Here is a 24,364-nt window from a genome sequence, read left to right on the forward strand (position 1 = left end):
TACCTCTATAGAACTTTCGCTTCGTCGCGAAGAAGTTTAACTAGTTCAGTAGCTTGCGCTGAAGAATCACCCGCTAGCATTTTTACTGGTGGTTTTTCTGCAGGAAGTGCGAAACCAGAGTATTTAACTTTGATGTCCGAAGCAGGAATGTTCAAAGAAGCAAATTCAACTTCTTTGATCACTTTTTTCTTTGCCTTCATGATACCTGGAAGACTTGCGTAGCGAGGCATATTAAGGCCTTTGTTCGCTCCGACAACCGCTGGAGTCATCATTTGCACCACTTCTTTTGCTCCACCTTCGATATCGCGCTCAACAACTACGTTTTCACCGTTGAAAGCAAACTTCGACACCACAGTTGTATGAGGAACATTCAAGAACTCAGCAAGCATTTGGCTGACAGAAGAGGCATTATCATCGATCGCCAATTTACCAGAGAAGATAACTTTAGCTCCGCCTTCAGCCTTAATAACTTCGGCCAAAGCCTTAGCTGTAGAAAAATTGTCTAGATTTTCAGCATTTACAACAATCGCTTCATCAGCACCCATTGCCAAAGCTGTTCTTAGAGATTCGATGACGCGAGTCTTAGGACCTACGCTTAGAACCCACACTTGGGAGCCAGCATTGGCATCGCGAAGTTTCACAGCTTCTTCAACCGCATACTCGTCATAAGGGTTCAAAACCCATTTAATTCCCGCCGTGTCGATTCCGTTTTGGTCGGGAGTGATTTTAATCTTTGTTTCGGTGTCGGGCACCTGCTTGATACACACAAAAATCTTCATGTTTTTACCCCGTATTTTAGAGGTTTTGTTCTATCGCAAGTCTAGGAAAGGCAAAACTAAATTCCATATTTAACGTGTCGCGATACATGACGGGTGTCATAGACAAATCCAGCCCCCGAGGAGTAAGTTCAATTGTAAACTTATTGAGAAAATACAATGTAATAACACAAGGGGTTTTTCACCATGTCTGGATTTCTCGGTTCAACCGTCGGGAAAAAATACATAATGGGAATCTCTGGTCTTGTTTGGGCGGGTTTTGTACTCGCTCACATGGCCGGAAACTTATTAATCTTCGTCAGTCACGATGCTTACAATGCTTACGGACATGCGATCACAAGCGGCAACTTGCTTTATGTCGCAGAAGCGATTTTGGTTTTGGCCTTAATCACTCACGTGTACATGGCAGTTTCATTGACCGCGCAAAACAGAGCTGCGAAATCTTCGCGTTATGCAGTGGCGGCTTCAGGGCAAAAACGAGTGAGTCTTGCTTCTCGCACTATGGCGGTTCAGGGTTCTTTGATTCTTGTCTTTATCATTCTTCACTTGATCACTTTCAAATATGGCACTCACTACGAAACAACCGTGAACGGTGTTGTGATGCGTGACCTTGCTAGATTGATGGAAGAAGTTTTCCAAATGCCAGGCTATGTGATCTGGTATGTGGTCGCTCTTATTCTTCTTGGCTTCCACTTAAGTCACGGCGTGGGTTCTTCATTCCAATCTTTGGGATTGATGGAAGGCTCTTACCGCGGTCTTTGGAAAAAACTAAGCTACACATATGGGATCATCGTAGCTTTGGGTTTTATCGCTCAACCACTTTACCTTTTCGTGTTTGCACACTAAGGAGCAGATAAATGGCTAACAAATTAGATAGCAAAATTCCTAGTGGCTCTATTGAAGACAAATGGACCAAATCGAAGTTCGATTACAAACTAGTTAATCCTGCCAACAAAAGAAAACACTCTATCATCGTTGTCGGAACAGGTCTTGCGGGTGCGTCTGCAGCGGCATCACTAGGTGAGCTTGGATACAAAGTAAAAGCATTCTGCGTGCATGAATCTCCTCGTCGTGCTCACTCGGTGGCAGCTCAAGGTGGTATCAATGCCGCGAAAAACTATCAAAATGACGGTGACTCTACTTACCGTCTTTTCTATGACACGGTAAAAGGCGGCGACTTCCGCGCGCGTGAAGCCAACGTTTATCGTTTGGCCGAAGTGTCGGCGAACATCATCGACCAAATGGTGGCACAAGGTGTTCCATTTGCTCGCGAATACGGTGGAACTTTAGCAAACCGCTCTTTCGGTGGAGCGCAGGTTTCTCGTACATTCTATGCTCGCGGTCAGACAGGACAACAGCTTCTTTTGGGTGCTTACTCAGAGATGATGAGACAAGTTGATGCGGGCACGGTTGAGCTTCGCACTCGTCGTGAAATGTTGGACCTTGTTATCGTTGATGGAAAAGCACGCGGTATCATCGTACGTAACTTGATCACAGGCGAAATTGAATCTCACGAAGCAGATGCTGTTGTTATCGCCAGCGGCGGTTACTCAAACGTCTTCTTCCTTTCAACAAATGCGATGGCTTGTGCCGTGACGGCGGCTTGGAAAGCCCACAAACGTGGTGCTTACTTCGCCAATCCTTGTTACACACAAATCCATCCAACGTGCATCCCGGTTCACGGAGAAAACCAATCAAAACTAACTTTGATGTCTGAGTCTCTTCGTAACGACGGTCGCGTGTGGGTGCCAAAAGCCGTTGGTGACAAACGTCATCCAAACGACATTCCAGAAAACGAACGCGATTACTATCTAGAGCGCGTTTACCCTTCATTCGGTAACTTGGCTCCTCGTGATGTGGCTTCTCGTCAGGCGAAGTATCGTTGTGATGAAGGCCGTGGCGTGAATGAATCTGGTAAAGCGGTTTACCTTGATTTCGCAGATTCCATTAAACGTTTGGGTGAAGACAAAATTTCTGAGCGTTATGGAAACTTGTTTGAAATGTACGAAAAGATCACAGGTCAAAATCCGTACAAACAACCAATGATGATCTACCCTGCTCCTCACTACACAATGGGTGGTTTGTGGGTTGATTACAACTTGGAATCAACAATTCCAGGCTTGTTCGTCGCGGGTGAAGCAAACTTCTCTGACCACGGTGCGAATCGTCTTGGTGCTTCGGCATTGATGCAAGGTTTGGCAGACGGTTACTTCGTTCTTCCATATACTTTGGGTAACTATCTTGGTTCAACGAAGCTTGAAAAAGTTTCGATCACGAACGATGCCTTTAAAGCGGCTGAACATGGTGTGAAACAAGAGATCTCTAAACTTATGAACATCAAAGGTAACCGCACAGTTGATAGCTTCCACAAAGAACTTGGAAATATCATGTGGGAATACTGTGGCATGGGTCGTAACGAAGAAGGTCTTAAAAAAGCTCTTCAAGAGATTCCAAAATTGCGTGAAGAATTCTGGCAGAATGTGCGCATCCCTGGTGATGCAAACTATCTGAACGTAGAGCTTGAAAAAGCCGGACGCGTTGCAGACTTCATGGAGCTTGGCGAGTTGATGTGTCGCGATGCTTTGGAACGTAAAGAGTCTTGCGGCGGTCACTTCCGTGAAGAATACCAAGTTGACGGTGAAGCAAAACGTGACGACGCGAACTTCTGTCACGTGGCTGCGTGGGAATACACAGGCGAAAACAAAGCCTCTGTTCGCCACACTGAAGAATTGAAATTTGAAAACGTACATCTAGCAACTCGTAGCTATAAATAAGAGGCGTAACATGGCTGGAAAAACATTGAATCTGACTTTAAGAGTGTGGAGACAAAAAGGTCCTAAAGACCAAGGCGGCTTCGTAGATTTGCAAGCTAAGAATGTGTCTGAAGACGCTTCTTTCCTTGAGATGCTAGATGCTGTGAACGAAGAGCTTGTTTCTAAAGGTGACGAGCCTATCGCATTTGACCATGACTGCCGCGAAGGTATTTGTGGTGCGTGTGGTTTTGTGATCGACGGTGAAGCTCACGGTCCTATGAAATCAACAACCGTGTGCCAATTGCACATGAGAAATTTCACGGACGGCGCAACGTTGACGATTGAGCCTTTCCGCGCACAAGCTTTCCCGGTTATTAAAGACTTAATGGTGAATCGTTCTGCAATGGATAGAATTATCTCTGCGGGTGGTTACATCAGTCAAAATGCTGGCAATGCTGTTGATGCAAATGCGATCCTGGTTCCAAAAGCAGACGCGGATGAGGCGATGTCATCTGCAACATGCATCCAATGTGGTGCGTGTGTGGCTGCTTGTAAGAACGCTTCAGCTGCTCTATTCACTTCAGCAAAAATCTCGCACATGGCTTTGCTTCCGCAAGGTCAGGTTGAAAGAAAAGAACGTGCTCTTCGCATGGTGGCTGCGATGGATGCCGAAGGGTTCGGTGCTTGTACGACAACAGGTGCTTGTGAGGCGGCTTGTCCTAAGGACATTCAACTTACAAACATCTCTCGTATGAACCGTGAATTCCTAGTGGCGAACGCAACGAAGCGTGAAAAACACAGTGATGGCGGCGCAGGCTAGTTTTTAAAATCAAATATGATGTAAAAAAGGGAGTCTAAAAGGCTCCCTTTTTTATTTTTACCCAGCCCCTTCTTGTGCTGTCTTGTGTTTCAGGAATATCGACGGCAACATAAAGGAATGAATAAGTCCGCTTTGGTTCTTTCATTATTAATTTCTACGACTTCGCTGGCGAACACTTTGATCATTGGCGATTCACACGTCGTGGGACCTTTTGGTGAAAATCTTCACAAATATTTCAATGAAGTGGCGCAAGAGAATGTGCGCACCGTGGGTCTTGCGGGTGGAACGGCTCGCTCATTCACGGACTCATCCGAAGCAAAACGGACTTTGAGTTATGGTTTTGCGGATAGAAAAAACGACAAACAGAAGGTTGTTCCTGGCGGAACGAAAGCAACGGCCCCATTGCTATCTACCCTCTTAGATGAAGAAAAACCGCGAAGAGTTATTATCGAATTGGGCGATAACTTTGCCGATTACAAAAATCCCAATTCTCAGTCTGATAGAACCGTTGTTGCACAAGTTAAGCAGATCACCGAAGTGCTGAACAAAAACAAATTCAATGGCACTTGTTACTGGGTGACGCCAACGTGGACTGATAAAGCGCTCTCAAAACCCTATTTTAAGTCGAACATGCGCCTCGCTCGCGTAATTGAAATCATCAAGAATGAAGTGGCTCCCCGTTGTCAGGTCATCGACAGCACCACGGAAATCGGTATTAGTGAAAACGACATCAAGACAACTTCAGACGGTTTACATTTTGACGCTAAAAATGGCGCAAAATGGGCGCGCGGTGTCGCGGACCGCATTCGTGAAGTTGAAGCGAATGCTGCAAAATCCCGCTCTAAAAATCCTGACGGTGTAAAATAATATTATAATTTTTAACCTTTAAACTCTGCATCGAAGGTCGTCTCATACAGAGACATCTTCGACATCACATCTTTTTTGATTTCTTCTAAAGCTAACGCAACAAACTTCCGAAACTAGACCAAGGATTGGCTATGAAGAAGATTGATGTATTGATGCAAGAGTTAGGTTTCAACAAAGATGCTCCGGACAGTGTCAAAGAAGCATTTATAAAACACCTCATGAAAGCTTCTTATGGAGTCAATGTTACAACTCCTTCAGAGAAAAAAGAGATCGCTGCAAACCCACAGAAAATCGCGACACTCAAATCTCCACAACAGTTGAGTTTTGATTTTATCGAGCAAGAAACACGACCAACGTCCGGAAAAAAGGCCGTGTCTTAGTCTCGTCTATTAGAAGAATGGCTAGAAAGTTCCTTGTCCTTCGTCTGGAAAAACACGACCTAGTGCTAAGAATTGGCCCCAAGTAATTCTCCTCTACAAAATTTAATAACCAGCTCACCTTCACATTGGTACCATTTTGGAACTGGGCACGTTCAGGGAAAATTTTTCCTCGTTCGTTCGCTTGAAAATCACCCAATGAAGGAGGGGATTATGAAAAGGCTTATGGAAAGAGCCTCTAAAGCAGCCATGGTAGGCTTACTACTTATTGGTGCTAATGCGTTTGCGGCGCCAGCTGAATCAGTTCCAGGCGAATACATTGTTAAATTGAAAGACTCTGTTTCCGCGAAATCTTCGATCAATGTTCTTAGCGCGCAACTGGGGTCTTACGTAAAAGACACTATTCCCGGACAAAACATTGTGGTTATCAAACGCCCGGTGTTTGAAATCCAGTCAAACGTAGTTAAATCCCTTTCTGAAAATCCAATTGTAGACATTGTAGAACCAAACTACATCTACAGAATTAACAAAACTCCAAATGACCCGATGTTGGGTCAACTGTGGGGATTGAAAAATAGCGGACAACAAGATTCTGAGCGTCGCGCAGGTATTGCAGGTATAGATATCGGTGCAGAACAAGCATGGGATATCACAACAGGATCTAAAGACATTATCGTCGCTGTTATCGATACAGGTGTTGATTACAATCACCCGGATCTAGTTAGTAATATGTGGACGAACGAAGTTGAAGCGAATGGTAAACCAGGAGTTGACGACGACGGAAATGGTATCGTTGACGATATCCACGGTGCGAATTTCGTTAATGCGAACGCTCCAACTGGTAATCCACTCGATGATCACGGTCACGGTTCTCACTGCTCGGGCACTATTGGTGGTACGGGTGATGACGGCAAAGGTATCGTGGGTGTAGCTTGGAACGTTCGTATCATGGGCGTGAAGTTCCTTTCTGCAAGCGGTTCAGGCTCACTTGATGGCGCTTTAAAAGGAATCGACTACGCAACAAAAATGGGTGCCAAAATCATGTCGAACTCTTGGGGTGGCGGTGGTTACTCTGAAACTTTGAAGCAAGCTATCGAAAGATCGAATGCTGCTGGCGCACTTTTCGTCGCGGCGGCGGGTAACGAGTCTAATAATAACGACGCGAGCCCAACATACCCTGCTACATACGATGTACCAAACGTACTTTCGGTAGCGGCGATTGATAACAGAGGCCAAATCGCTTCTTTCTCTAACTACGGCAAAACAAAAGTTCACGTAGGTGCTCCAGGTGTGAATATCGTGTCTTCTATCACTGGTGGAAAATACGATTCATGGTCTGGAACTTCGATGGCGACTCCACACGTTTCTGGTATGGCGGTTCTATTGGCTTCTAACGAGCCGAACCTGACAGCGCTTGAAATGAAAGAAAGAATTATCGCGACTTCTAAACCAATCGCGGGACTTCGTGGTAAATCTAAAGGTGGCATGGTGAATGCTTATGCAATGTTGACAAATACATTGCCGGCTCCAGATCCAAATGATCCGATCAACTGGCAAACTGTTCCTGTCAGCATTTCTTCGGCTCATCCATATAAAGAAAAAACGAAGGAAGAGTTCGAAGTTCGTGTTCCAGGAGCAAAACAGATCGCTTTGTACTTCTCTAAATTCGACACTGAAAGAGATTATGACAAAGTGGAGTTCTTCGATGCTAACGGCAAGAAGGTCTCTGACATGAGCGGTAAAAACGACGACTCGTTCTCAACAACAATTGACGGTGAGTACGTAAAAATCGTTTTCACATCTGATGATTCTGTTCAACGCTACGGGTTTGATATCACGAAAGCGGCTTACAGATAATCTTTAAGCTGAAAAGAAAAACTAAAAAGCCACCTTTTGAGGTGGCTTTTTTATTTTCAGATAAAATAAAAATTAAGAACTACTTTTTGGAAGACACTTCTTTTAAAAACTTTTCCATTTTTAAGTTTGTATAATCAGGAAAATCCAACTGCGTGCAGTGTGAGCCATACGGCACAAGTACAAACTCAGAATGTTTGATCGTCTCTTTGAAATGATATTGGAAACGTAAAGGCGTCACCATGTCTTTTTCGCCCGAGATGATGAGCGCGGGCACCTTGATATTTTCTAAAACTGATTCCCCGTTATATTCCATCAGCTCTTCAAATAAAGTGATGAAGACTTCAAGATTTAAGCGCGCCACGCCTCTTAAGTACACTTCGATATCTTTTATATGACTTACGCGAAGATTGAATCCACCAGCCAGAGCCGCGATATACACAGACATAGGATTATCAACAGCCAATTTCCACAGAGTATTCCACACGTAGGGTTGTTTTTCGTATTGCTCTTTCACGAAATAAAAGAAGGGTTCGATCACATCCAGGCCAAACATTCCCTTGATAGGATTGCGAGCAAAGCCATTAATGAAAATCATCGATGCAAAAGCCTCCGGCTTTTCATCATAAGCTTTGAGCATGATAGGAACGCCGAAGCTATGTCCTGCAAAATGAGCCTGTTTGATCTCTAAATGCTTCATCAAAGCAAAAACGTCTTTTGCCAAAGCTTCCATCGTTAACTGACTCATGTCGGTCACAGGGTTGCTTTTTTGGTGTCCGCGAAGGTCGAAAGTGATGACTTTGTATTTGTGGGAAAAATATTCGATCTGGTGGTGCCAGTGGTTCATGATGCAGGCAATACCGTAGATCAGAATCAAAGGCTCACCCTCCCCGCGCACTTCATAATAAATCGGAGTGCCGTCGAAGCTTTCAAAGCTGCCGGTGGTTTTGGGTGTTGTTAACATGAAGCCTCTCTACAAGTACGTCACTTTAATGAGCGTGTTTCCAAAAGAAATCAAGTCGCCATCTTTAAGCATTTCGGCATCAACGGACTTATTGTTAAGAGTCACACGACCAGGAGCTTTGATTTTTAATTCAACCATACCTGGACCGGGATGAAGTTCGAAAGCCTCTTTGGGGGCATCTTCATCGTGAAGTTCGATATCCAAGGACTCGGAACCCGCTTTACGGGGCCCATAGCCTAAAATAATTTCCTCATCCGTCTGAATACCCTGGGTGAATGTGAGCTTTAACGCGGGGCTAAATCTTTGCAATACGAGGCTTTGTTCGGAGGGATCGGGAGGTGTGACCTCCGACAGCTTGTCCTTTAAAATATTGCGCCACGTCACAAGTCGACTGAAGTCGATCGCGATCTCTTCTTCGACCGAAATAACTTTAAACTGGGTGCGACCTACCTCAAAGATAACCCCTGGTAATAACGCCACTTTTTTTACACGGCGACCACTAATATGGATGCCGTTGGAGGAGTCTAAATCCATCAAAACAAACTGCCCCTTCCCGTCGATAGAGATCTGGGCGTGGGTCCCCGAAACTTTGGGGTCTTTGATAATGATGTCGGCCTTGGAGCGACCCAGGGTGATTCCGTCTTCAACCTTGAAGCGGGAACCCTCATTGGGGCCATCAAGAATCTCAATAAAAGTGACCATTTAAGTATTCTAGGACCGGTTTATTCACTATTCAAATGCCTAATCCTTGTGCTTGGTCCTAAGCCGTGCTAAACCCTCTAAACATTTTAAAAAAGTCATCCTTGCTCCCGCTCACTATGGTGGGGGCTTAAACCGAAAGGATATAGTTCATGGAAACTACTAAATCTGCGAAAAAGCCATACGAAGTTGTGGTTCTTATGCACCCAGATGCAACTCTTGAAGAGCAAAAAGATTTGTTCAAAAAGAACAAAGCTACGATCGAATCTTTCAAAGGTTCAATCAACTCTTTGGAAACTTGGGGTAAAAGAACTCTAGCAACTCCCATCGGCAAAATGAAAAAAGCTATCTACTTCCACTCTACGTTCGAAGCAGATACTCAAGCTATCGCTGAGCTTGAAAGAACTATGCGTATCAACGACAAAGTTCTTCGCTTTATGCACACTCGTTTGGACGAGCGTGTTTCTTTGGCTAAGTTCATGGAAGGCTTCAAAAAAGGTCTTTCTGAATCTGCTGCTCGCGAAAAAGAGCGTGAAGCAAAAGCCGCTGCTCGTAAAGCTGCCTTCGCAGCTGCAAAAGCAGAACGTTTCGAAAAAGGCGAATAATTAAGAGCGTAATCCATGAAGAAGACCGCGACGCCACAGAAATTCATCACAATTTCATCTCTCTCGATTTTGTTGTCGATGTTGACTGTGGTTATGGGCGCGCCTCTTCTTCGTGTACTACGTAAAGCCTACGGTCCCCTCGCCTTTTGGATTTTGGGACTTGTGGCAACGGGAGCAGCGTGGCTCCTGAACGCACAACCTCTGGCGCTTTTCCTTGGCTCTGTTTGGATGACTTTAGGGGCCTACATGGAGTTAGAGCAAAAGGGTGTTGGGTGGTGGATCTCTGGACTTGCGAGTGTCGCAATCGGTTCTGCAGCCGCTGGCTTGGGACTTTTTGGAGCACTTCAAAAGAACGGAATCAACACGTATGCTGAAGTCCAAAAATTAATGGAGCAGTTTTCCGCTCAGGTTCAAAAAATGAATCCGGCGGTGAAATTGGATCCGGCAATTCTGGTGCAGCAGATTCCTTCAGCCATCGTTATTCTTTTAATCATAACGTTGGGTGTGGGATTAATTTTTGAGAGAAGGGTTTTTTCATGGCTCAATTTGCCCCGTGAGAAAATTGCCTCTCAGCTCAAGTTGTTAGAATATCGCGTTCCGGATTTTGTGATTTGGGTTGCGATGACTGCCTTCCTTCTAACAATGGTGAGTTTTGGCGGTAAGGCCACTTCCATCCTCGCAGTGAATATTGTGAACGTTGTTATCGTTCTTTATTTCTTTCAGGGGCTGGCAGTGTTGGAGGTATTTCTGAATTCTATGAAAGCCGGTGTTTTCATGAGAGTTCTGACGTACATAATTTTGGTCGGTCAGTTATTGCTTGTTTTGAGCGTGGTTGGCTTGATCGATTACTGGGTTGATTTCAGAGCTCGCCTGAACAAGGTGAAGCCTGCTGAAAGCAACTAACAAAAATGGAGATCACATGAAAGTTATTCTTCAAAAAGACGTTAAAGATGTAGGTCGTGTTGGTGAGTTGGTGAACGTTTCTGAAGGTTTCGCAAGAAACTTCTTGTTCCCACGTAAATTGGCAGCGGAAGCTACTGAAAAACGCGTAAAAGAGTACGAACACTTGAAACGCGTAGCTGAAGCTAAAAAGAAAAAAGCATTGGCAGAACGCCAAGAGCTTTTGAACAAAATCAACGGCACAACTGTAACATTCAAATTGGCTGCTGGTGAGACTGACAAACTTTTCGGTACTGTTACTACAACAGATATCTCTAAAGAATTGCAAAAAATGGGTCACTCAGTAGACCGTCGTGACATTCACCTTGAAGAGCCAATCAAAGTATTGGGTCAACACAAGGCAGTTGTTCGCTACGCAGAAGGTATGGAAGCAAAAATCCAGATCTCTGTTGAAAGAGCGTAATAACGAGAAAGTTTCGGTAAATCGAAAGTTCTTAAAAGGGATCTCCGTCAAAAGAGATCCCTTTTTTTATAGTCATTTCACCTGCTTAAAAATGACGCACTTCCATCATAAGACTTTGTTATCTTAAATATTTGAAAATTTGTATTGCACTGGTTCCATTTTGGGTGTTTAACGGCCCTCACTTTGGGGGGGTCACTATGAAATCCACAGTTTTTAAAGCAGCTCTAGTTACAGGTCTTTTGGGATCTTTGATTGCCTGCTCTCCTGCGAAACAGAACTCTGTTCAACTAGGCGCTGATAGCACATCTATAATTGGTGGCGTTCCTGTTGATTCTAAAGACGTTATTGCGAAGTCTACGGTGGCTCTAGTGGCTTCTGTGGTCACTCAAGATGGCCAAGAAGGTCAATTCATCTGCACAGGTTCTTTGCTAACTTCAAATATCGTTTTGACTGCAGGTCACTGCGTTCCTGAAGTGGGTTCCGAATATAAAGAGGTCGCTCTTTATGTGATCTTCAATACAGATCTAAATAACATGCAAAGAGGCGATATCCGTCTTGTTGTAGATTACGTTATTCATACAGAATACGGAAAAACGGGTGAGCAAGGTGAAGACGCTCATGACCTAGCTCTTGTTAAATTCTCTGGCGCGATGGCTCCTGGTTACCAACTTGCGAAGTTCTTGGATGACGAGACACTTTTGACAGCGGGTAAAAAAGTGACTTTGGCTGGTTACGGTTTGATCGAAACTGATGGCGTGAATACAAAAAGCGATAACAAACTTCGCAAAGTCGACGTTGAGATCGTTGAAGATTTCGGTAAACACGAAATCCTTCTTGATCAAACTCAAGGCAAAGGTGCTTGCCACGGTGACTCTGGTGGTCCGGCTTTCCTTGAAGTGAACGGCACTCAATATGTTTGGGGTGTTACTAGCCGCGGTGCTGGTAAAGACGGAAAAGATGACTGCTCTCTAGTAAGCGTTTACACAAAAGTGAAATCTGAATCTACTTTCGTAAAAGACGCTTTGAAAAAGCTTTCTGGAAAATAGTTTTTAGATAAAAGCTAAAAAGAAAAGGCTCCCGATGAGGAGCCTTTTTTATTTTGTATTATCGAAGATATTTTTTAAGCGCTCTGCTCGTCCTGCATTTCAAGGAAAACCAACTGAAGGTATTCAGCCATGACTTCACGCAACTCTTCAATGGTGAGCGTTTCTGGGCTTTTCCCGTACTTTTCTAACAGGGCATTGAATTCACGTTCGACAGGATCCTGAGGCAGTCCGGTTGCCGCAATCACTGTCTTTGCTAAAGTTTCTCCCATGATCAGCCTCCATGCTTAACAAGGGTCTCGCTTTGTAAGACGCTTTGACTAAATCAAGAGGTTAAAGAGAACTCAATTCCAAAAAACGGCTTTGGGCTTTGGTCTAGCTTACTTCTGTCGACGGTGGGAATGTTCCTTAGACCAAGTACGTGCCTTAGGCAGATTCCAATAGAGGAATGGCAAAAGGATACGTCGAGGCAGCAAACGACGAATGTAATAAAAGAGTGTCGCATCCAGGGTCGCTGGAATCCAGAGCGGCGGATTTTCTTGCTTCATCACTTTCAAAACCTGCTTCGCAATTTTTTCTGGAGTGGTTAGCGACATGTTCATCATCTTTTCCACAAACGGAGTCATGTTCTGATAGAAGTCGCAATAAGGGCCGCTCCAATTGCGAGTCGGATCCGACAATTCGGTGTGATACACGTTCTTGAAAGAATTGCTGTGAATAAAGCCTGGCTGCACGAGGGTGATAGTCACACCGAAGGGGCGCATTTCGTACCACAAGGCTTCGCTGGCGCCCTCTAACGCGAATTTAGAGGCTGAATAAGATGCCATCGTCGGCATGGCTAACATCCCACTGACCGAAGAAATATTTATGATCTTACCACGGCCGGTGGCGCGCATGTGTGGCAGAGAAAGGCGAATCAGTCCCATCGGGCCAAAATAATTGGTGGCCATTTGCAGCTCTTCATCTTTTTCAGTCATGTGCTCAATGACCGAACGATACGAAATACCGGCGTTATTTATCAGGATATCAACTCCACCCCAGGTTTTTTGAATCTCGTTATAAAGGCGCACGCGGTCTTCTTCGATGGTCACGTCCAAAGGACGAATTATGAAGCGATCGTTTTCTAAAAAGTGCGAGCGCACTTTTTCAAGACTGTGCTCACGGGCGGTGGCTACGACACGATATTCTTGGCAGTGATAAAGAAGTTCGGCTAAGGCTAAGCCAATGCCAGCGGAACAACCCGTGACTAAGACCACGGGCTTAAACGCTTGAGGTTTTGATTTACGCTGAAAGAAGTAAAGTAAGGGCCTCATAGAAGCCCATTATCTTAAACTGGTGCGCCTGGTGCAAAGTTTTTAGGTCTGCCGCCTGGCATCGGAGGTGGAGCTTGCGGTGGCGGCATCGGATTGATGTTACGCTCTTCCGGCTCGGCATCACGGAATCTATTGTATTGGGCATCGAAACGCATTTTAACGGGGCCAGTGGCACCGTTACGCTGCTTACCCACGATCACTTCGGCGTGACCTTGTTTATCTGGATTTTCTTTATCATAGTAGTCATCACGATAAAGCATCATGATAACGTCGGCATCTTGTTCGATTGATCCGGACTCACGCAGGTCAGAAAGCATTGGTTTTTTCTCTGTACGGCCTTCCACCCCACGATTCAGCTGGGCAAGAGCAATAACAGGAATTTTCAATTCTTTGGCGATGGCCTTCAAAGATTTAGAGATTTCTGCAACCTCTTGCTCACGTGAAGACATTTTTTGCTTCATGCTCATCAACTGCAAGTAGTCGATCATGATCAAATCTAATCCGTGTTCAGCTTTCAAGCGACGCGCCTTAGAGCGAATTTCAAAAGGTGAAACACCTGGCGTATCATCGATAAAGATGCTGGCTTCAGAAAGAAGACTAGCCGCATGAATCAAGCGAGGCCATTCAGAATCGCTGACTTTACCGTTACGAAGGGAACCCAAGCCCACTTTCGCTTCGGCCGCCAACATACGCATCATCATGGACTCTTTACCCATTTCTAGAGAGAAATAGGCCACAGTCTTTTTAAGCTTTAAAGCCACGTGTTGAGCGATATTAAGAGAGAACGCTGTCTTACCCATGGAAGGACGAGCGGCGATGATCGTCATCTCTCCAGGGTGAAGTCCCGCTGTCATTTCATCCAGGCGTTTAAAGCCCGTAGCAAGACCAGTGACCTCAACTTGGTTCTTATAAAGCTCTTCTAATTTTTTGATAGAAGCGCGAACGATTTCCATCGAGCCAACAAGGCCCGTAGCAGCTTTGGCTTCACCGACTTTAAAGATTTCACTTTCAGCTTGATCGACAAACGATTCAACGTCCGCGAAATCCTGTTCGTACGCTTTTTCAATAAGAGAGCTATTAACTTGAATCAACTTACGCAACGTCGCTTTATCTTTTACGATCTTTGCGTGAGTAACGATATTTGCAGACGAAATTGTTTTATCTAAAAGGCTGACTAAATACTCGGGTCCACCGGCCATCTCCATAGAGCCTTCGCCTTGAAGAATATTCGTTACGGTGATGATGTCCACAGGTTGATTTTTGCTGTGAAGCTCTTTAATGGCGTTAAAAATCTTCTGGTGAGATGGCTTGTAGAAGTCTTCAGCCACAAGGATATCACCCACTTGGTCCAAAGCTTCTCGGTCTAGCATGAGACCGCCCAAAATAGACTGTTCGGCCTCAATATTCTGAGGTGGAATCCGTGTACTCATTGAACCCCTCTAAGAGTAACGAAGATTTAAAACAAAAGACTAAAAAAATTGCGGGGCTTCTACAAAGATGGTGGTTCTAAACGGGCCCGCCGGTGCACAAGTTTTCTGATAAATGCTTCGGTTCACTAGGATCCAAAGCATTCTTCCGAAAACTAATCTCTTAGTTCAGTTTTTTTACACGAATCTTATAGTTGTCAATTTTCTTCTTAAGTGTGTTGCGATTGATGCCAAGCATTTGCGCAGTTTTAACTTGATTTCCGTTATAAGCGCGCAAAGCCAGCTCTAAAAGAGGCTTTTCTACTTGTTCGATAACGACGTTGTACAAACCATTCAACTCAACTTGAGCTTCTTTTTGTTGAGCAAATAAAACTTCTAGTTTGCTCTTCACAAGCTTTTCCAAGCTTACGGACTGAAGATTAGCGACAAAAAGATTATCGGAACTGTTTAGGTTCGGCGTCATGGAACTCCCAAGAATGTTCAGCTTATTATTTTTGGAGTGGACTACACTCCGCGTGTTTCGGGAGACCAAATATACTTATGCAGCTGCAATTGCAACCTCGCAGATGAATTTTGATGCAAAATTTTTTCTGCCAACCAGCGTTCAGACACTTGGCCGTATGATGGGCTGTATAAAACCACAAATTTTTCAAATAAATTGTGTTGACGACAGAATTCTTCGGACCATTCAAAATCTTTTTCAGAACAAATAACAAACTTGTATTCCGTGCTGGGCGTGGAAAAGCTGATGTTGTTCATCAAGAAAGAATCTGCGGCTCCACTATCAGGAGTTTTCACATCCAAAATTATTTTTACGCGCGGATCGACGTGCTCGATGCTTTTTGATCCGCTGGTTTCCAAAGAAACTTTGTAACTGCGATCACATAATGTCTTCATCAATGTGTGAACTTCTTTTTGTAAAAGAGGTTCTCCACCGGTGATGCAGACATACGGTGTTTTGTGTGTTTCGATTTCTTTTAGAATTGTTTCCAGGCTTTGCAACTCACCTTCATAATAAGAATATTTGGTGTCGCAGTAAGTGCAGCGCAGATTGCATGCCGTCAGGCGCACGAACACGGTGGGAAGTCCCACATACGTCGTTTCACCTTGAACACTATAGAAAATCTCGTTTATTTTTAGCATGCTAAACAGGCTCCTGGCGTTGACCCTGCGGGTCAGGCTCGTTGCAAGGATACGTGTATACGGCATTTTTCGAAACCGCACCAGTCTTAAGTCAAGGATGCGCCTGTTAGAATGACTAACTACGGGAAATTTCGTAAATTTTTTAAATGAATCATTTTCTTAAGAAGTTTCGTCAGGACGTCATTGCAATCAGCTTTTTAGGTTTAGGGCTTTTCCTCGCCCTGGCTTTGTTCAGCTACAATCCATTTGATCCCTCCATGAATTCTATTGGGCAAGGGCTTAAGGCCACGAACTATTGCGGTATCGTGGGAAGTTTCCTTGCAGACATGCTTTATCAGGCTTTCGGGCTGGCGGCGTGGGTTGTCGTTGTGAGCTTTTTACGTATTGCGTACGCAAGCTTTCAGGGGGAGCCGCTCAATCTTAAGAATATTCGCTTTGTCTGGGCTCTTCTTTTGATTGTGAATATTGCGGCTCTTTTGTCGCTTTATTTACCTACGACAAAAGTTTTCAAAGAGCAGATTTATCTGGGTGGTCTTTTAGGCTTGGGAGTCTCTCAGGCTTTGATGCGCGCCTTTAATTCAATCGGTGTGCAAGTTATTCTGCTTTCGTTAATGGCTGTGCTCATCGTGTTCTATTTCGAAAAATCTTTGCAAGAGCTTTCAGAAACTCCGCGCGGCTTTATGGCTTTCTTAAAGAAGAAGAAAATCATGGATAAGCTTGCGGGCTTTTTTGCCGGCATGTTTGTGAAAGAGAAAAAAGCCAAAGCTAAAAAGTTAGAGGCTAAAGACGAGAAACCTAAAACTGTCTTCCCGCTATCAGACAAAAAATTTGTTGGAAAAGATGAAGAGGAAGAAGACGAGGATCTAAACGCGCTTCTTGAGGCAGATGCTGAAGCTGCAGAAGACGAAGAAGAAGAAGAAATCGAAGAGGAAGAGGAAGAAACGCCGGCCCTGAAGCTTGCGCAAAAGCGCAAAGTTGTTATGAAGGCGAAACCACCTCGTCGTATCGAAAATTGGGATATGCCGAAGCTGGCTCTTTTAGAAGACCCTCCAGCGTCTCGTATTAAAATTGATAAAGCTGAGATTCAAAGAAAAGCGGATTCATTGGTGGAAAAGCTTAAGAACTTCTCGATCGAAGGATCGATCCAGGATGCAAAGCCCGGCCCGCTTGTTACGATGTATGAGTTTAAACCAAATGCGGATGTTAAGATCAGTAAGATTTCAGAGCTTGAAGATGATTTGTCTTTGGCTCTTTCTTCTGAGTCTGTCCGTGTCGTGGGTCATATTCCGGGAACAGATGTTGTTGGTATTGAAACAGCGAACTTAAAGCGCGAGACCGTTTATTATAAAGACTTGATCGCCGAAGATCAGTTCTGGAGTGAAGATCTTGCGTTACCGATGGCTGTCGGTCGCGCCGTGGATGGCGAACCTAAAGTGGTGGATCTTCGTAAGATGCCGCATCTTTTGATCGCGGGTACAACGGGTTCGGGTAAGTCGGTGTTCGTCGGCTCTATTATCACGGGTCTTTTGTTCCGCCATTCTCCAAAGACACTGCGTTTGGTTTTGATTGACCCTAAAATGGTCGACTTAGCTCCGTTTTCTACAGTGCCTCACTTGGTTCTTCCTCACGTGACGGAACCAAAGAAAGCCGCAACGGCTTTGAAGTGGGCGGTGCGCGAAATGGAAAAGCGTTATAAATCTTTATCGAAATTCGGCGTCGGTAAAATTGAAGCCTTCAATGAAAAAACCGGCGGGCTTTCAAAAGCGGAAATTGAAGAACACGAAAAAATCAATTTGGAGCTCGAAGAAGGAAAAGCCAAACTTGAGCAGTATTACTATCAACCGCTTCCATTTATCGTGATTGTCGTGGATGAGCTTGCGGATTTAATGATCGTGGAAAAACAAAACATCGAAGAGCCGATTCAGCGCCTGACGCAAAAAGCGCGCGCCTGCGGCATCCACTTGATTGTTGCCACTCAATCCCCGCGTAAAGACGTTGTAACCGGTTTGATTAAAACAAATATTCCAGGACGCGTGGCTTTGAAAGTGGCGTCTAAAATGGATTCCCGTATCATCATTGATGATTCAGGCGCAGAACGTTTGCTTCCGAATGGGGATATGTTGTTCCAAGCTCCAGGCGTTGGAAAACCGACACGCCATCATGGGCCTTATCTTTCAGATAAAGAAATTGGCAACGTCGTGAAACACTGGGCGGCGCAAGCGGAACCTGAATATGATCCATTGGCGATGAAAGCTCTTGATGGATTTGCTGGTGGCGATGGTGCGGAAGCTGGCGATTCCGGCGGTGGCGGCTTTGGTGAAGAAGAATACGATGAACGTTACGATGAAATTTTATCGTGGGCTTCAGAACAAAAAGAAATTTCTGCGTCTTTGATTCAAAGAAAGTTTAGACTCGGTTATCCGCGTGCGGCTCGCTTGATCGAAATTTTCGAAAAAGAAGGTGTCGTTGGTCCCGCGAATGGCAGCAAGCCGCGTCAAGTTCTCGTCAGTAGTTTTAGAGAACAATAATTTGAGCCTTGACTCTACCTCCTTAGGTCGGTGTGATTAAGACACCACAATAAAAAACCATTCAAGGAGGAATTTATGGTTAAGGCTCTTATCGCCGCTCTAGGTCTTGCGTTCTCAGTTAACGCTGTTGCTGCTCCAACTGCTGTTGAAGTTTTGGCTAACATCCAAAACGCAGCGATCATGGATCAAGCTCAAACAATGGGTTTGGACTGGAAAGTTGGCGACAATGCTAACTACAACATCGACATGGGCTTCATTAAAGGTTCAATGTCTATGTCAGTTCGTTCTATCGGTGCTGATGGCATCTGGATGGATCAAAACATGGATCTTGGTTTCGCTGGAAAACAAAAAGTTGAAACTCTTCTTGATCCAAACACTGGCGAAATCAAAAAAATGCTAGTGAACGGTAAAGAACAACAAGTACCTAAACAAGACGTGGAAGTTATCGAAGTTAAAGAAGACAGAATCACTGTTCCTGCTGGTACTTTCGATTGCATCCACGCTCGTCTTAAAGACAAAGAGCAAAATGCTGAAATCAACGCATGGATCAACCCACAACAAGTTCCACTTTCTGGTATGTTGAAACAAGTTGCTCCAAGCCAATTCGGTAACGTGACTGTTGTTTTGAAAAACTTCAAAAAGAACTAAATCAATGCAATTGATCATGAAAAGAGCCGCAGTGATTGCGGCTCTTTCCTTTTTAGCACTGCCCGCTTTTGCTCAGACGAAGAATGGAAAGTCTGAGACCTACAAAGATATTATTGAAAAAGCGTATAACTTAAGTTTGCAGCGCGATCGCCAGCAAGCTTTGAATATTCTTGCTACGGCCATTCAGCGCGAAACCCGTCCTCAAGCCATCTCGGAACTTAAAAAAACGACCTCAGAAGTCGCCAATGTGTTTTTTAGTGATAAAGCCCAACAGTTGTTTGAAAACGGTGTCTCTTTAAGAAAGACCGATTTGAACCAAGCGTTGGATAAGGTTACCGAAGCCGCTCGTATCGAGCCCGACAACTTTTCAATCATCAACGAGCAAGCGCGTCTGCTTATCGCTAAAGGCGACTGCAAAAACGCCCAAGAAAACGTGCAAAAGCAGTTGAAGGTTGTGAGCTTTGATGAAGAACTAAAGCTCAGCCTGGCTCAAGCATTGATCTGTCAGAATCGTTGGTTGGATTATCAGAAAGTGGCCGACACTGTCGTGATAAAACGGTCCCCGCAGCAAAAATTCTGGCAGGCCCTAGAGGTTGAAAAGTCCCTAGGTCAGAAAAGTCTTACAAAAGCGCAAGATGCCTTAGCAAATCTTAAGAAGTCTGACGAAAAGTATCCCGAATTATACTACTGGAATTGGAAATACGGCCAAACCCTTAAGAAAAACAACCCGGAAGAGGCTCAGAAATACGTGATGAGCTGCAAAAACATTTCAGCGAATCAGTATAGACAGTATATGATAGACCCCATGCTTTGCCGCCGCCTTGTTGAGGTGGAAGGAGAGCTAAAGGGGATGAATGGAACACCTGAATAAAATCCTTCTCATTAGTGGACTGCTTTTGACGTTCGCAGGTTGCGGCGTGAAAGGCCGTCCGTTGCCACCACTCAATCCCGCACCATTAGGTCGTGGAGAACCCACGTACAAAGAATCGCAGAAAAAACCTTTGCCCAAAGTTTTGCAACAAGATCAAGAAGACACATCGGTGAACGAGCCGGAGGAGCGATGAAAAAGCTTCTTCCGATCTCCATCATGAAAATGTCCGGAGCGGGAAATACCTTTGCCCTCATTGATGCACGTGAAAAATCCGACTGGAGAGATGTGGAAAACTCTTTGGGAAAGTCGCGAGCAGAGTTTGCAAAACTTGTTTGCGATCATGTATTGGGTTTAAGCACGGACGGATTTCTGCTTATTGAAAATGGCAGCGAAGGTTTTGATTACGACTGGGATTTTTATAACTCTGATGGTTCTACAGCAGAAATGTGTGGAAACGCGGCTCGCTGTGCTGCCCGCTTCTGTTACGAGTATCTGGGAAGTTCTGAAAATAAAGCCTGTTTGAAATTTAAGACCGGTGCGGGTTTGGTAACGGCGCAAATTCTGGGTGACGACGAAGTGCGTGTGCAAATGCCGGAAGCTCGTTTTGTAAAAGAAAGTATTGAGCTAAAAACAAAATCTAAAGGTGTTCAAAAGTTTGCTCTGGTGAATACCGGCGTTCCACATTTAGTACAAAAAATTTCGAATCTTGCAGAAGCAACGACGCTAAAAGAAATGGCCCGCGAAGTCAGATCGCATGCGGATCTAAAACCTGCAGGCGCGAATGTAACTTTCTATGCGGAAGATTCAAAGGGCCACATCAATGCGGTGACCTTTGAAAGAGGCGTCGAAGATTATACGCTTGCTTGTGGTACCGGGGCCGTTGCGGCTGCTCTTGTTTATTCGCAGCTTAGTTCAGAAAAACAAATCAAAGTGCAAATGCCCGGAGGGCTTTTAAGTGTGGTTTTTGATGGTAAAGACACTCACCCACTTATGACCGGCGGAGCCGTTTTCGTCGGAGAATTTAAATACAATCTAGAGGTGGTAGGATGAAAAATTTTAAAGGGACCTTCACAGCTTTAATTACCCCGTTTAAAAACGAAAAAGTCGATTACACTTCTTTAGATCGTCTTTTAAAGCAACAGCTTGACGGCGGTGTTGATGGATTTGTCGTGAATGGCACGACAGCGGAAAGCCCCACTCTTTCAACTCAAGAAGTGGGTGAGCTTTTTAAACATATTCGTAAATTTGTGGGCGACAAAGTTCCTTTGATCATGGGAACGGGTTCCAATGACACCGCAAAGTCTATTGAAACATCTCGTAAAGCAGAAGAGATGGGTGCCGATGCTATCTTGGTTGTTGTTCCTTACTATAACAAACCACCGCAACGCGGTCTTTTTGAGCACTTTAAAGCCGTGGCGAGTTCGGTAAAAATTCCGACTCTTCTTTACAATGTTCCGGGCCGTACAATCACCTCACTTGCAACGGAGACCATTCGTGACCTAGCAAAAGTTCCGGGTGTGATTGGAATTAAAGAAGCGACAGGAAAAATTGATTTAGCCCAAGACATTATCAAGGCATGTGGCAAAGAGTTTGTGATGCTGTCTGGTGACGACGGCACCTATGTTGATTTCTTAGGGGCCGGTGGGCACGGTGTGATCTCGGTAGCGACTCACGTAATTCCGGCGCAAATGGTGCAGTGGAAAAAATGGGTTTCTGAAGGTCAGATCGAAAAGGCGCGCGCTGATATTAATAAGTATATGAATCTTATCAATCTTCTTTTTGTCGAAGCAAATCCGATTCCAGTAAAGAAGGCCTTACAGTTAATGGGCGTGATTGATTCTGCGTCTTTGCGTTTGCCACTGGTGGAATTGTCTGCGGAACATACGGAAAGTCTGAAAGCAGAAATGAAAAAAGTGGGTCTTCTGTGAAAAAAATCAAAGTCGGCGTCATCGGCCCTGCGGGCCGTATGGGAAAAGAAATTGTTGGAGTTATTGATTCTAATCCCCGCTGTGAAGTGTTTTATCCACTGAATCGCGACGATAAGTTCGATGCTAAAAAAGCGAAACAAGTCGATGTGTGGATTGATTTTTCTTCGCCAGACGCCTTGAAGGATGTTTTAAAAAGAGCTGCCGAACATAAGACGCCTGTCGTTTGCGGCACGACGGGATTTTCTAAGAAAGAAAAAGATCTTCTGGCTCAATACTCTAAAAAGATTCCCGTTCTTTGGTCTTCAAATATGAGTTTAGGTGTTGCGGTCCTTAACGAAACTTTGAAAAATCTTTCTGCGATTTCACATTTTGATTTTCAGATTGAAGAAATTCATCACAATCGCAAAAAAGACAAACCATCCGGAACGGCAATCACATTGCAAGAGAATCTAGAAAAAGCCGTTGGTAAAAAACTTCCAGAAGCCCTGGCCATTCGCGGTGGCGGCGTTTTTGGCGTTCATAAAGTTTATTCAATGAGCGATGAAGAGGTTTTGGTTTTTGAGCATTCCGCACTAAACCGGACGGTCTTCGCCAAAGGGGCCGTGATGGCGGCAGAGTGGCTGGTCAAACAAAAGCCGGGCCTTTACCAAATTCGTGATGTTTTATTTGGGAAAAAAGCATGACGCCAATTCGGCATTCTGCTTTGATTCATGCCGCCCTCGACCTCGTCGGGGGCGCCGAAAAAGCCAAGAACCTTCTAAGAAAATTAAGTGAATGTGGCGAGGTCACCGCGATTTCGTCAGTCTATAAGCGGTATTTAACAGCGGAGCGCTTAGATTTAAGTGCGTATCTTGAGTTTGTAATACGCTTTGAAACGCCATTGAACGTGGATGCATTGCTGCACCTGGTTTTATCTTTATGTGAGGAAGGCAATCCTGGCCTAAGCCAGAAAAGTCATAAAGAGCTAACACTTCTTACCTATGATGACTTGATATTGATGTCTCCTCGATTAACGCTTCCCTATCCTCAGCTTCATCAAGACCCGCTCATCATCCGCTGTTCAGCGGAAGCATGGGGCCAATATGAGCATCCTATCTATCAGAAGAATCTGAGTGAAATTGCGCGTGCGGCCGCTCCTGCAAGACAGGCCGAGTTTTATATTCAGGGTAAAAGCCTGGTTGATTTTTAGCCTGCGCCAACGTACAAATTTGGGTGTTACATTTAATCCATTTTTCTTGCGGGAGATCCCATGAAGTTTTTCATCGATACAGCTGAAATTGAAGAAATCAAACAGGCCAACTTACGTGGTTGGGTTGACGGCGTTACAACGAATCCTTCGTTGATTGCTAAATCAGGAAAACCATTTCATGACGTGATCAAAGAAATCTGCAAGGAGGTTTCTGGTCCTGTTTCCGCAGAAGTTATCAGCCTTCAAGCAGAAGAAATGTTCCGTGAAGGTAAAGAACTAGCGAAACTTGCTTCTAACATCGTTGTTAAAATTCCAATGACTGAAGACGGTATGATCGCAGTTAAAAAATTAACTGCTGAAGGCATCAAGACGAATGTCACGTTAGTTTTCTCTCCGATGCAGGCGTTGCTAGCGGCAAAAGCGGGCGCGACAATGGTCTCTCCATTCGTTGGCCGTTTGGACGATATCGGACAAGAGGGCCTGACAATGGTTAACCAGGTTATCCAAATTTATCAAAACTATGACTTTGCAACGGAAGTCTTAGTAGCGAGCGTGCGCAGTCCAATGCATATTCAACTTGCTGCTGAAATGGGTGCGGATATCGCAACAATTCCGTTTAAGGTTATGCAGCAAATGACTCATCATCCGTTAACTGACAAAGGCATTAAGCTTTTCATGGATGACTGGAATAAGGCTCAAAAGAAATAATGATGAAATACATTTCTTATCTTGTTTTGACTGGAACTCTTCTTTTGTCTGGGTGTCGTACCGGCGGGGTTATTCTTCGTGAAACTCCGCTCAATGTCAGCGAAACCCGTCGCGCCGTTATGAGCGTGATCGGTGAGCCTCGCTCGGTAAGTCAGAATGGACGAGAACTAGTTTCTCAGTTTTACGATAAGAAGAACAAACCTATCGAAAAAATGGATATGGCCCGTGAACGTTATTACACACACGTGACGGTCCTAGGTGATCAACGCCCTTATGATGTCCAGGTCGAGGTCCTAGTCGAAGGTCGTGATGAAAATGGCGGCTTTGAGCTGTTAGATCGAGATGACGACAGAGCCGGTGTGATCGCCGAAAAGATCCGCCGGGCGCTTAACCAAAGTCGCGACAATCGTAACGTGATTGACGACTTCCGCTCCTTCTAAATACGATATAGACTAGTCAATATGACTAGTCTTTTCATTTGAAGAGGT

At 44.6% G+C, this 24,364-nt stretch carries 28 protein-coding genes; 20 read left to right on the forward strand and 8 right to left on the reverse strand.

The annotated features are described in order from the left end of the window. Positions 1-5: 5 nt before the first annotated feature. Complete coding sequence (locus tag ACLWBD_RS00095; protein ID WP_413569148.1) at positions 6-779, reverse strand: electron transfer flavoprotein subunit beta/FixA family protein; 774 nt, start codon at positions 777-779, stop codon at positions 6-8. A 183-nt stretch (positions 780-962) separates the two neighbouring features. Here ACLWBD_RS00095 and ACLWBD_RS00100 point away from each other — a divergent pair, with 183 nt between their 5' ends. From ACLWBD_RS00100 to ACLWBD_RS00125, 6 genes are all read left to right on the forward strand, one after another. After that, complete coding sequence (locus ACLWBD_RS00100) at positions 963-1,622, forward strand: succinate dehydrogenase cytochrome b subunit (RefSeq protein WP_063205798.1); 660 nt, start codon at positions 963-965, stop codon at positions 1,620-1,622. Between the two features lie 11 nt (positions 1,623-1,633). Next, a complete protein-coding gene (locus ACLWBD_RS00105; RefSeq protein ID WP_063205800.1) occupies positions 1,634-3,550 on the forward strand; it encodes a fumarate reductase/succinate dehydrogenase flavoprotein subunit in 1,917 nt (638 codons plus the stop codon). A gap of 10 nt (positions 3,551-3,560) precedes the next feature. Continuing rightward, positions 3,561-4,349 carry a succinate dehydrogenase/fumarate reductase iron-sulfur subunit gene (locus tag ACLWBD_RS00110; protein ID WP_063205801.1) on the forward strand — a complete coding sequence of 263 codons (789 nt, stop codon included), beginning with the start codon at positions 3,561-3,563 and terminating at the stop codon, positions 4,347-4,349. A gap of 117 nt (positions 4,350-4,466) precedes the next feature. Then, positions 4,467-5,216, forward strand: coding sequence for a hypothetical protein (locus tag ACLWBD_RS00115; protein ID WP_413569149.1), 750 nt, complete (start codon positions 4,467-4,469; stop codon positions 5,214-5,216). Between the two features lie 131 nt (positions 5,217-5,347). Continuing rightward, entirely contained in the window at positions 5,348-5,596 is a 249-nt protein-coding gene (locus ACLWBD_RS00120; RefSeq protein ID WP_063205805.1) for a hypothetical protein, read from the forward strand. Positions 5,597-5,806: 210 nt separating this feature from the next. Beyond that, positions 5,807-7,450, forward strand: coding sequence for a S8 family serine peptidase (locus ACLWBD_RS00125; RefSeq protein ID WP_413569150.1), 1,644 nt, complete (start codon positions 5,807-5,809; stop codon positions 7,448-7,450). Positions 7,451-7,529: 79 nt separating this feature from the next. Here ACLWBD_RS00125 and ACLWBD_RS00130 read toward each other — a convergent pair whose 3' ends face one another. Together ACLWBD_RS00130 and ACLWBD_RS00135 are read right to left on the reverse strand one after the other, a co-directional pair. Beyond that, positions 7,530-8,411, reverse strand: a complete 882-nt coding sequence (locus tag ACLWBD_RS00130; protein WP_413569151.1) for an alpha/beta fold hydrolase — start codon at positions 8,409-8,411, stop codon at positions 7,530-7,532. A 9-nt stretch (positions 8,412-8,420) separates the two neighbouring features. Continuing rightward, a complete protein-coding gene (locus ACLWBD_RS00135; protein WP_413569152.1) occupies positions 8,421-9,113 on the reverse strand; it encodes an FHA domain-containing protein in 693 nt (230 codons plus the stop codon). A gap of 149 nt (positions 9,114-9,262) precedes the next feature. On the opposite strand from ACLWBD_RS00135, the gene rpsF reads away from it, so the two are divergent. The 4 genes from rpsF (at position 9,263) to ACLWBD_RS00155 (ending at position 12,124) form a co-directional block, all read left to right on the forward strand. After that, positions 9,263-9,715, forward strand: a complete 453-nt coding sequence (gene rpsF / locus ACLWBD_RS00140) for a 30S ribosomal protein S6 (RefSeq protein WP_063205811.1) — start codon at positions 9,263-9,265, stop codon at positions 9,713-9,715. A 15-nt stretch (positions 9,716-9,730) separates the two neighbouring features. Continuing rightward, positions 9,731-10,618, forward strand: a complete 888-nt coding sequence (locus ACLWBD_RS00145; RefSeq protein WP_063205812.1) for a DUF2232 domain-containing protein — start codon at positions 9,731-9,733, stop codon at positions 10,616-10,618. A 16-nt stretch (positions 10,619-10,634) separates the two neighbouring features. Further along, a complete protein-coding gene (gene rplI / locus ACLWBD_RS00150; RefSeq protein ID WP_063205813.1) occupies positions 10,635-11,078 on the forward strand; it encodes a 50S ribosomal protein L9 in 444 nt (147 codons plus the stop codon). Positions 11,079-11,275: 197 nt separating this feature from the next. Next, positions 11,276-12,124 carry a S1 family peptidase gene (locus tag ACLWBD_RS00155; protein ID WP_063205814.1) on the forward strand — a complete coding sequence of 283 codons (849 nt, stop codon included), beginning with the start codon at positions 11,276-11,278 and terminating at the stop codon, positions 12,122-12,124. A 74-nt stretch (positions 12,125-12,198) separates the two neighbouring features. On the opposite strand, the gene ACLWBD_RS00160 is transcribed toward ACLWBD_RS00155, so the two are convergent. The 5 genes from ACLWBD_RS00160 to ACLWBD_RS00180 all read right to left on the reverse strand — a co-directional run bounded on the left by ACLWBD_RS00160 (position 12,199) and on the right by ACLWBD_RS00180 (position 16,004). Beyond that, positions 12,199-12,393 (reverse strand): hypothetical protein, encoded by a 195-nt coding sequence (locus ACLWBD_RS00160; RefSeq protein WP_063205815.1) that lies wholly within the window; start codon positions 12,391-12,393, stop codon positions 12,199-12,201. A gap of 108 nt (positions 12,394-12,501) precedes the next feature. After that, the gene (locus ACLWBD_RS00165) at positions 12,502-13,434 is read right to left on the reverse strand and encodes an SDR family oxidoreductase (RefSeq protein WP_063205816.1); all 933 of its coding nucleotides are present in this window, start codon (positions 13,432-13,434) and stop codon (positions 12,502-12,504) included. Positions 13,435-13,448: 14 nt separating this feature from the next. Then, positions 13,449-14,864 (reverse strand): replicative DNA helicase, encoded by a 1,416-nt coding sequence (dnaB, locus tag ACLWBD_RS00170; protein ID WP_063205817.1) that lies wholly within the window; start codon positions 14,862-14,864, stop codon positions 13,449-13,451. 160 nt (positions 14,865-15,024) lie between these two features. Next, entirely contained in the window at positions 15,025-15,324 is a 300-nt protein-coding gene (locus tag ACLWBD_RS00175) for a helix-turn-helix domain-containing protein (RefSeq protein WP_061834327.1), read from the reverse strand. Between the two features lie 41 nt (positions 15,325-15,365). Continuing rightward, entirely contained in the window at positions 15,366-16,004 is a 639-nt protein-coding gene (locus ACLWBD_RS00180) for a radical SAM protein (RefSeq protein WP_063205819.1), read from the reverse strand. Between the two features lie 146 nt (positions 16,005-16,150). On the opposite strand from ACLWBD_RS00180, the gene ACLWBD_RS00185 reads away from it, so the two are divergent. The 10 genes from ACLWBD_RS00185 to ACLWBD_RS00230 all read left to right on the forward strand — a co-directional run bounded on the left by ACLWBD_RS00185 (position 16,151) and on the right by ACLWBD_RS00230 (position 24,316). Beyond that, positions 16,151-18,532 (forward strand): DNA translocase FtsK, encoded by a 2,382-nt coding sequence (locus tag ACLWBD_RS00185; RefSeq protein ID WP_063205821.1) that lies wholly within the window; start codon positions 16,151-16,153, stop codon positions 18,530-18,532. 75 nt (positions 18,533-18,607) lie between these two features. Beyond that, entirely contained in the window at positions 18,608-19,180 is a 573-nt protein-coding gene (locus ACLWBD_RS00190) for a hypothetical protein (RefSeq protein ID WP_041872717.1), read from the forward strand. Between the two features lie 16 nt (positions 19,181-19,196). Further along, entirely contained in the window at positions 19,197-20,051 is an 855-nt protein-coding gene (locus ACLWBD_RS00195; RefSeq protein WP_413569153.1) for a tetratricopeptide repeat protein, read from the forward strand. Next, positions 20,035-20,244, forward strand: coding sequence for a lipoprotein (locus tag ACLWBD_RS00200; RefSeq protein WP_063205826.1), 210 nt, complete (start codon positions 20,035-20,037; stop codon positions 20,242-20,244). The genes ACLWBD_RS00195 and ACLWBD_RS00200 overlap by 17 nt, the downstream gene beginning before the upstream one ends. Continuing rightward, complete coding sequence (gene dapF / locus ACLWBD_RS00205) at positions 20,241-21,101, forward strand: diaminopimelate epimerase (RefSeq protein WP_413569154.1); 861 nt, start codon at positions 20,241-20,243, stop codon at positions 21,099-21,101. The genes ACLWBD_RS00200 and dapF overlap by 4 nt, the downstream gene beginning before the upstream one ends. Further along, positions 21,098-21,979 carry a 4-hydroxy-tetrahydrodipicolinate synthase gene (gene dapA, locus ACLWBD_RS00210; RefSeq protein ID WP_063205829.1) on the forward strand — a complete coding sequence of 294 codons (882 nt, stop codon included), beginning with the start codon at positions 21,098-21,100 and terminating at the stop codon, positions 21,977-21,979. Before dapF ends, dapA begins: the two co-directional genes overlap by 4 nt. Further along, positions 21,976-22,662, forward strand: coding sequence for a 4-hydroxy-tetrahydrodipicolinate reductase (gene dapB / locus ACLWBD_RS00215; RefSeq protein WP_413569155.1), 687 nt, complete (start codon positions 21,976-21,978; stop codon positions 22,660-22,662). The genes dapA and dapB overlap by 4 nt, the downstream gene beginning before the upstream one ends. After that, on the forward strand, positions 22,659-23,168 hold the full coding sequence (locus ACLWBD_RS00220) for a hypothetical protein (RefSeq protein WP_063205833.1): 510 nt from the start codon (positions 22,659-22,661) through the stop codon (positions 23,166-23,168). Before dapB ends, ACLWBD_RS00220 begins: the two co-directional genes overlap by 4 nt. Positions 23,169-23,228: 60 nt before the next feature. Further along, a complete protein-coding gene (gene fsa / locus ACLWBD_RS00225; RefSeq protein ID WP_063205835.1) occupies positions 23,229-23,876 on the forward strand; it encodes a fructose-6-phosphate aldolase in 648 nt (215 codons plus the stop codon). Beyond that, positions 23,876-24,316 carry a hypothetical protein gene (locus ACLWBD_RS00230; protein WP_063205837.1) on the forward strand — a complete coding sequence of 147 codons (441 nt, stop codon included), beginning with the start codon at positions 23,876-23,878 and terminating at the stop codon, positions 24,314-24,316. Before fsa ends, ACLWBD_RS00230 begins: the two co-directional genes overlap by 1 nt. Positions 24,317-24,364: the final 48 nt, after the last annotated feature.

This window comes from Bdellovibrio sp. HCB117 (assembly GCF_047305915.1).
GTDB lineage: Bacteria > Bdellovibrionota > Bdellovibrionia > Bdellovibrionales > Bdellovibrionaceae > Bdellovibrio > Bdellovibrio bacteriovorus_B.